This window comes from Kitasatospora sp. NPDC059146 (assembly GCF_042786665.1).
Taxonomy (GTDB): domain Bacteria; phylum Actinomycetota; class Actinomycetes; order Streptomycetales; family Streptomycetaceae; genus Kitasatospora.
On the sequence record NZ_JBHZCY010000046.1, the window covers coordinates 55,670 to 62,034 of the forward strand.

At 75.2% G+C, this 6,365-nt stretch carries 7 protein-coding genes; 5 read left to right on the plus strand and 2 right to left on the minus strand.

Features of this window, described 5'->3' with window-relative positions:
• The first annotated feature begins 44 nt into the window (after positions 1–44).
• Both ACFXPX_RS20875 and ACFXPX_RS20880 read left to right on the plus strand, forming a co-directional pair.
• Positions 45–857, plus strand: a complete 813-nt coding sequence (locus ACFXPX_RS20875) for a nucleotidyltransferase domain-containing protein (protein ID WP_380642705.1) — start codon at positions 45–47, stop codon at positions 855–857.
• A 123-nt stretch (positions 858–980) separates the two neighbouring features.
• The gene (locus ACFXPX_RS20880) at positions 981–2,198 is read left to right on the plus strand and encodes a glycosyltransferase (protein WP_380642707.1); all 1,218 of its coding nucleotides are present in this window, start codon (positions 981–983) and stop codon (positions 2,196–2,198) included.
• A 45-nt stretch (positions 2,199–2,243) separates the two neighbouring features.
• Here the strand turns inward: ACFXPX_RS20880 and ACFXPX_RS20885 are convergent, their stop codons facing one another.
• Positions 2,244–3,158: a hypothetical protein gene (locus tag ACFXPX_RS20885; protein ID WP_380642709.1), complete on the minus strand. Its 915-nt coding sequence runs from the start codon at positions 3,156–3,158 to the stop codon at positions 2,244–2,246.
• A complete protein-coding gene (locus ACFXPX_RS20890) occupies positions 3,155–3,688 on the minus strand; it encodes a SigE family RNA polymerase sigma factor (RefSeq protein ID WP_380642711.1) in 534 nt (177 codons plus the stop codon). The genes ACFXPX_RS20885 and ACFXPX_RS20890 overlap by 4 nt, the downstream gene beginning before the upstream one ends.
• Before the next feature lie 101 nt (positions 3,689–3,789).
• Here ACFXPX_RS20890 and ACFXPX_RS20895 point away from each other — a divergent pair, with 101 nt between their 5' ends.
• The 3 genes from ACFXPX_RS20895 to ACFXPX_RS20905 form a co-directional block, all read left to right on the plus strand.
• Positions 3,790–4,557 carry an alpha/beta fold hydrolase gene (locus ACFXPX_RS20895; protein WP_375892079.1) on the plus strand — a complete coding sequence of 256 codons (768 nt, stop codon included), beginning with the start codon at positions 3,790–3,792 and terminating at the stop codon, positions 4,555–4,557.
• Between the two features lie 175 nt (positions 4,558–4,732).
• Positions 4,733–5,560 (plus strand): alpha/beta hydrolase, encoded by an 828-nt coding sequence (locus ACFXPX_RS20900; protein WP_380586998.1) that lies wholly within the window; start codon positions 4,733–4,735, stop codon positions 5,558–5,560.
• Positions 5,561–6,008: 448 nt separating this feature from the next.
• The coding region (locus ACFXPX_RS20905; protein ID WP_380642713.1) for an urea transporter at positions 6,009–6,365 on the plus strand (357 nt) is incomplete at its 3' end.

A 6,365-nucleotide genomic window follows, 5' to 3' on the forward strand; every position in this document is an offset into this window, starting at 1 on the left:
GGAATGCGGTGGCCCGGGGGCGGTGGGCGCGCCAGAATGCCGCCATGCAGGCGATCACCGAGCACATCGAGCACATGGCGGCCCGGCTGGCCGAAGTTCCGGGCGTGGTGGGGGTGATGCTCGGGGGCAGCCGGGCGCGGGGGGAACACCGGCCGGAGTCCGACTGGGACCTCGGGGTCTACTACCGGGGCGAGTTGGACCTCGCCGCCCTGGGGGAGGTGGCGGGCCCCGGGGTCGAGGTCGCCGGGCCCGGCGGCTGGGGGCCGTGGGTGAACGGTGGGGCGTGGCTGCGGGTCGGCGGGGTCGCCGTGGACTGGATCCTGCGGGACCTCGACCGGGTCGAGCGGGTGTGGGCGGACTGCCGCGCGGGCCGCTACGAGGTCGGCGTGCAGGCCGGGCACCCGCTCGGGTTCTGGTCGCCCTGCTACGTCGGGGAGCTCGCGCTCGGTCGCGTACTCGCTGACCCGGCAGGGGAGTTGGCGACCCTGCGGGCGCAGGTCGCGGACTATCCCGAACCGCTGCGGGCGGCCCTGACGGCCGGGGCCTGGGAGGCGGAGTTCCTGGTCGGTGCGGCCGCGAAGGGTGCGGGGCGGGGCGACGTGCTGTACGTGTCGCTCTGCCTGTCCCGGGCCGTCGGCGTGCTGGTGCAGGCGCTGTACGCGCGGGACCGGCGCTGGTGCCTGAACGAGAAGGGCGCGCTGGCCGTCGCCGGTCGACTCGACGGTGTGCCCGTCGACTTCGAGGCCCGGGTGCGTCGACTGCTCGGCTCCGCCGGGGAGGCGCCCGAGGCGCTGGCCACGACGGTGGACCGGGCGCGGCAGTTGGTCGGGGAGGTGGTGGCGGTCCTGCGCGGATGACCGCACGCGCCTCCCGCCACTCTCAAGCTATAGCGCACGGGGGGTCTTGCCGCAAGGCCCCGGTCGTGCCGCAGAATCTCCCCCTCCAGGGTGGTTCCTGGGGAGAACGGGAGGAATGTCAGGATGCGTGTGGTGCTCTCCACCTACGGTTCGCGCGGTGACGTCCAGCCGCTGGCGGGACTCGCGGTGAAGTTGCGGGAGCTCGGCGTGCCGGTGCGGGTGTGCGCTCCGCCGGACGAGGAGTTCGCCCGGCGGCTGGCCGTCGACGGGGTCGAGCTGGTCCCGGTCGGACCGGACGTGCGGGCAGCGGTGCGGGCGGCCGTGAACGGGGCGCCGCCCGCTCCCGGGGACTTCCCCCGGCGGGTGGCCACGATGGTCGGGCAGTTCCACGAGGCCGTCGCGGCGACCGCCCGGCCGGGGGACACGGTGGTGGCCACCGGGCTGTTCCCGGCGGTGGCCGGCGCCCGGTCGGCGGCCGAGACGGTCGGCGCCCGCTTCCGGTACGTCGCCCTCCAGCCGACCATGCTGCCCTCCCCGCACCACCCGCCGTTCGAGTACCCGGGCCACCCGCACCCGCCGGGGGTGACGGACAACCGGGAGCTGTGGCAGGAGAACATCCGCACCATGGACGCGCTGTTCCGCGAGCCGGTCAACGCCCACCGGGCCTCGGTGGGCCTGCCCGCCGTGGACCGTGTGCGCGACCACATCCTCACCGACCGCCCCTGGCTGGCCACCGACCAACTCCTCGGCCCGTGGCCGGAGTTCGCGGGGAGCACGGTCGTGCAGACGGGGGCCTGGCTGCTGCCCGACCACCGCCCGCTGCCCGCCGGACTGTCCGCCTTCCTGGACGCCGGGAAGGCCCCGGTGTACGTGGGCTTCGGCAGCATGCCGATGCGCGGCGCGCCCGACGCGGCGCGCGACGCGGTGACGGCCGCGCGGGCCCTGGGGCAGCGGACGGTGCTCGCCCGGGGCTGGGCGGAGCTCGCCCTCGCCGACGGCGGGGGCGACTGCTTCGCCGTCGGCGAGGTCAACCAGCAGGCGCTGTTCCCCCGGGTCGCCGCCGTCGTCCACCACGGCGGCGCGGGCACCACCACCGCGGCCGCCCTGGCCGGGGTCCCGCAGGTGGTGGTCCCGCAGATGGTCGACCAGCCCTACTGGGCGGGCCGCGTCGCCGAGTTGGGGATCGGTGCGGCCCACGACGGGGCCGTCCCCACCGTCGATTCGCTGACCACCGCGCTCCGAGCGGCGCGGGCCCCGGAGGTCGCCGCGCGGGCGACGGCGCTCGCACGCGAGATCCGCACGGACGGGGCGGAGGTGGCGGCGGGGCTGCTGCTGGGCTGACGGCCCGGGCGGAGCCAGGAGGCCAGGGGCCAGGGCGCCAGGAGGTCAGGAGGTCAGGAACTGCGCCCCCGAGTCCGGGAGCTTGGCGCCGTTCCGGTCGAAGAACTCCCACAGCTTGGCCGTCTTGCCCGCCGGCCGGGCCACCACGACCTGGCGCAGCGGCAGGTCGCCCACGGTGACGATGGTCGGTTCGGTGACGCTCCCGTCCGTCCAGGTGACCTTCACCCGGGCGATGTCCGGCCCGAGGCTCAGCGCGACGATCTCGCCCGGCGCCACGGTGTCGCCCTTGCCGCGGGCGCCCTGGAGGCCGCCGGCGATGTACGCGCCGCTGCGGGGGTCGAGCTTGCCGGGGGCAGGGGTGATGCCCTCGGAGTCGTGGCTCTGCCGGACCCCGTCGACCGTGAAGTAGGTGTTGATGACGTCGGAGCCGGCGTCGTAGTACTGGTCGACGTACTCCGGGGTGGGCTTGCCGACCGCCGAGTCGTACGGGCTGCGCTCCTGCCACACGGCGAGGGCCTGCTCGTACGCCCGGTCCCTGGGCGCGGTCGGCCACACCGCCTGCCACAGCTTCCACTCCTTGCCGTCCGCCGTGGTGCCCTGCCCGAGCACCACCCGGAGCGGGGTGAACGGGTCCCGCGCGGACGGGGTGGTGGGCGTGCCCGCCGTGGGGGTCGGCGGGCCGCCGGTGCCGGAGCCGTGGCCGGTGCCCGCGGCGACCAGCGGCTGGGAGGCGGCCGGGGCCGGCCGCAGCTGGCTGATCGCCCCGCCCGCCAGCAGCACCGCCGAGGCCAGCGCCACGGCGCCGACCGCCGTCCGGCGACGGCGCCGGATCCGCCGGCCGCCCGCCACGATGTCCGCCACCGGCACCGGTCCGATCCGCGCCGTCGACGCCGCCTCGGCCAGGCCCAGCCCGACCCACAGATCGGTGTCCTTGCCCGCTTCCGGGTTCTCCATGGTCATACCGCCCCTCCGATCTCAGTCCTGTCCATCGTCTCCACCAGCGCCGGGACCAGCCGCAGCTTCGCTATGCCCTTCGCCGCGTGGCTGCGCACCGCGCCCACCGAGCAGCCCATCGCCACTGCCGTCTGGCTGTCGCTCAGGTCCTCCCAGTGGCGCAGCACCACCGCCTCACGCTGGCGCGGCGGCAGGGTGGCGAGCGCGGCCAGCAGTGCGCCGCGTTGGTCGGAGCGGGCGAAGCCGTCCTCCGGCCCGGCCGCGTCCGGCACCGCGTCGACCAGCAGCTCCGGCGGCCGGCGGCGCCAGCGGCGGGCGTGCTGGTTCACCAGGATCCGCCGCACGTAGGCGTACGGATCGTCGGCCCGGCGCACCTTCGACCAGGCCGCGCAGGCCTGTTCCGCCGCCGACTGCACCAGGTCCTCGGCCGCGTACTGCTCGCCGGCCAGCAGGAACGCCGTCCGCACCAGCCGTGGCCAGGCCGCGACGATGAACGTCTGGAACTCCTCGTCCCGTGTGTTCTTCGGTTCTCCCATGAGCACCTCCTCGCCCACCAAGAGCCCACCCGGGGCCGGAAGCGCTTACTCCGCGGAGAAAAGGTTCGCGCCCCACCCTTCCCACGGCTACCATCCGCCGCATGATCCTCTCCCATGACGACTCAGGTGCCGGTCCGGCCGTCCTCCTGCTCCACTCCGCGGTGTGCGACCGGCGGATGTGGGACGCGCAGTGGCAGGCCCTGCTCGACGCCGGCCACCGCGTCGTCCGCTGCGACTTCCGCGGCTTCGGCGGGACGCCGCTCGCCGACGGGCCGTACGCCGCCGGCGCCGACGTCCTCGCCCTGCTCGACCACCTGGGCATCGAGTCCACCGCGGTGGTCGGCGCCTCGTACGGCGGGCGGACGGCCCTGACGGTGGCGGCGCTGCGCCCGCAGGCGGTCACCGCCCTGGCCCTGCTCGGCGCCGGCCGGCCGGGCCACCAGCCCTCCGAGGCCCTGCGGGCCTTCGGCGCCGAGGAGGAGGCGCTGGTGGAGGCGGACGACCTCGACGGCGCCGTCGAACTCAACGTCCGCACCTGGCTGGGCCCGGAGGCCGACGAGGAGACCCGCGCGTTCGTCCGCCGGATGCAGCGCCACGCCTTCGAGGTGCAGTGGGACGCGACGGGCGGTCCGGAGCAGGAGGAGACCGACCTCGCCCGGATCACCGCCCCGACCCTGGCCGTCGCGGGCGCCCACGACCTGCCGGACTACCGCGCGATCGCCGCCGAACTGCCGGGCCTGCTGCCGAACGCCCGGCACGTCCGCCACCTCGAACTGCCCTGGGCCGGCCACCTGCCGAGCCTGGAGCGCCCGGCGGAGGTGACGGCACTGCTGACGGACTTCCTGCGGGAGTCCTCGGCGGCGCGGTAGCAGGGCGCCGGCCGGGCGGTGGCGGCGCGTCGGCAGGGCGTCGGCGGGGCCGCGGCGGCGCGGCAGCAGTGCGGTGGTGCGTGTGCGGCGGTCCGGGCCGGGGCGGCTCCGGCGAGTATCGGCCAGGGGGTGGAAAGGCCGGACTCGAACGTGCGTCGGGGGCCATCATGGACGGGTGCACTTCACCTCGGAGACCAGCTCGGACGGCGTCCTGGAACGCCCTTTCGTCCTTGACGGCGTACCCGGCGTGCTCTGGCAGCCGGACGGCTCCGGCCCCGACGACGGCCCTCCCGGCCCCGACGGCCCTCCCGGCCCTGACGGCCCTCCCGGCCCTGACGGTACGGGCCCCGGCGCGCGGCCGCTGGTGCTGCTCGGGCACGGGGGCGGGGGCGGGCAGGGCCGCTGGGGGCCGCGGGAGCGGGCGCTGCGCTGCGCGCGGCGGTACGGGTGGGCGACGGTGGCGATCGACGCGCCCGGGCACGGCGAGCGGGCGCGCACCGCGCAGGACGAGCGGTTCGCCACCGAGATCGGGCAGTTGCTGGCGGCCGGGCGTCCGGTCAGCGCGTGGGTGGCCCGGCACACGGCGGCGCTCGCGGAGCGGGCCGTGCCGGAGTGGCGGGCGGTGCTGGACGCCTTGGCGGACGCGACGGGGGAGGGCCTGGGGCCGGTCGGCTACTGGGGGTTGTCGCTCGGCACGGTGATCGGCGTCCCGCTCGCGGCCGTCGAACCCCGCATCGTGGCGGCGGTGTTCGGCCTGGCGGGGAACGCCGCGCTGGCGGAGGCGGCCGGGCGGGTGACCGTGCCGGTGGAGTTCGTCCTCCAGTGGGACGACGAACTCCAGCCGCGCGAGGGCGCGTTGGCGCTGTACGGGGCGCTGGGCTCGCGGGAGAAGACGCTGTACGCCAACGCCGGGGGCCATCTGGCGGTGCCCGACTTCGAGGCGGCGGCCTCGGAGGGCTTCCTGCTGCGCCACCTCGGCGGCGGGGGGCCGGCGGCGGCCTGACCGGAGCCGTGTGCGCCGGCGTCCCGATCCGACCACACTTCCGCCACATCCACCCGGCGCTTCACAGCTTTCCCACAGCTTTCCCACGGTGTCCGCTGTCCGTATTGCCGGGATCGGCGGAATTTGTCAAGAATTACTTGACATGGTCATATTCCGGCGCTTGTCGAGGGCGAGTAAAACTTCGCAAAGAATTGCCCTCCTCAACCACTCTGTCGGACGTTGATTTCAACAGAATGTTGCAGCTCAGCGGCCCTGCCGTCACCCACCGTCGATTTGGCGTGACCCACCGCGCCCATCCCGCTCCGCAATCCGCAGGAGTACGGTTCCCAACGAATCGCCGAACGGGCTCCCGAGTAATCTCCCGAGCCCCCTCGGCCGTACCGGGGAATTGGTGCGCCGCATGGGTCTGCAAAAGGGTGGGGAAGGAGTCCCGGAAGGGGTTCCGCCGGTGGTCCGTCCGCTATCCGTCAAGTTGGTCGTCGAAGTCCTGCGCGGTGTCGCCCAGGTCGATTTCATGCCGTCCGCCGTGTGCGGACTCCTCTTCGTCGTCGCACTGTTCGCCGCCGGCTGGCAGTACGGCGTCTACGGCCTGCTGGGCAGCGCCGTCTCCACCGCCGCCGGGTACGCTCTCCGGCTGCGGCGGGACACCGTCGAGGCGGGGCTGACCGGGTACAACGGGTGCCTGGTGGCGCTCGGTTGCGCGGTGTTCCTCGACCCGGGCGATCCGGCCACGGTCGTGGTCGCGGTGCTCGGCGCGGTGGTCGCCGTGGTGGTGACCGCCGGGCTCGGGGTGCTGCTGGAAGGG